1 protein-coding gene is annotated in these 238 nt (G+C 44.1%); it reads left to right on the top strand.

Annotated elements, in window-relative coordinates; translation table 11 throughout:
- A partial coding sequence (locus SB658_RS27255; RefSeq protein ID WP_410603668.1) for a beta-ketoacyl synthase N-terminal-like domain-containing protein occupies positions 1-238 on the top strand: 238 nt, incomplete at both ends.

Below are 238 nucleotides of genomic sequence, written 5' to 3'. Positions count from 1 at the left end.
CGAATCACTCATCCGAACAATTTGCGGCTGTTCAGTTAACAGATAAAGATTTCATGAACACAAAGGTATCTTATAAATTGAATTTGAAGGGGCCGAGCGTAGCTGTTGATACAGCTTGTTCTTCCTCTTTGACTGCCATTCATATGGCGGCACGCGCCTTAATTACCGGAGAATGTAAAATGGCTCTCGCAGGCGGCGTCACCATTACGACCCCTCACAAAAAAGGATACATGTATCA

The sequence above is a fragment of the Bacillus sp. SIMBA_008 genome (genome assembly GCF_046535495.1).
GTDB lineage: Bacteria > Bacillota > Bacilli > Bacillales > Bacillaceae > Bacillus > Bacillus subtilis.
This window is presented reverse-complemented; position numbering and strand designations above follow the sequence as displayed.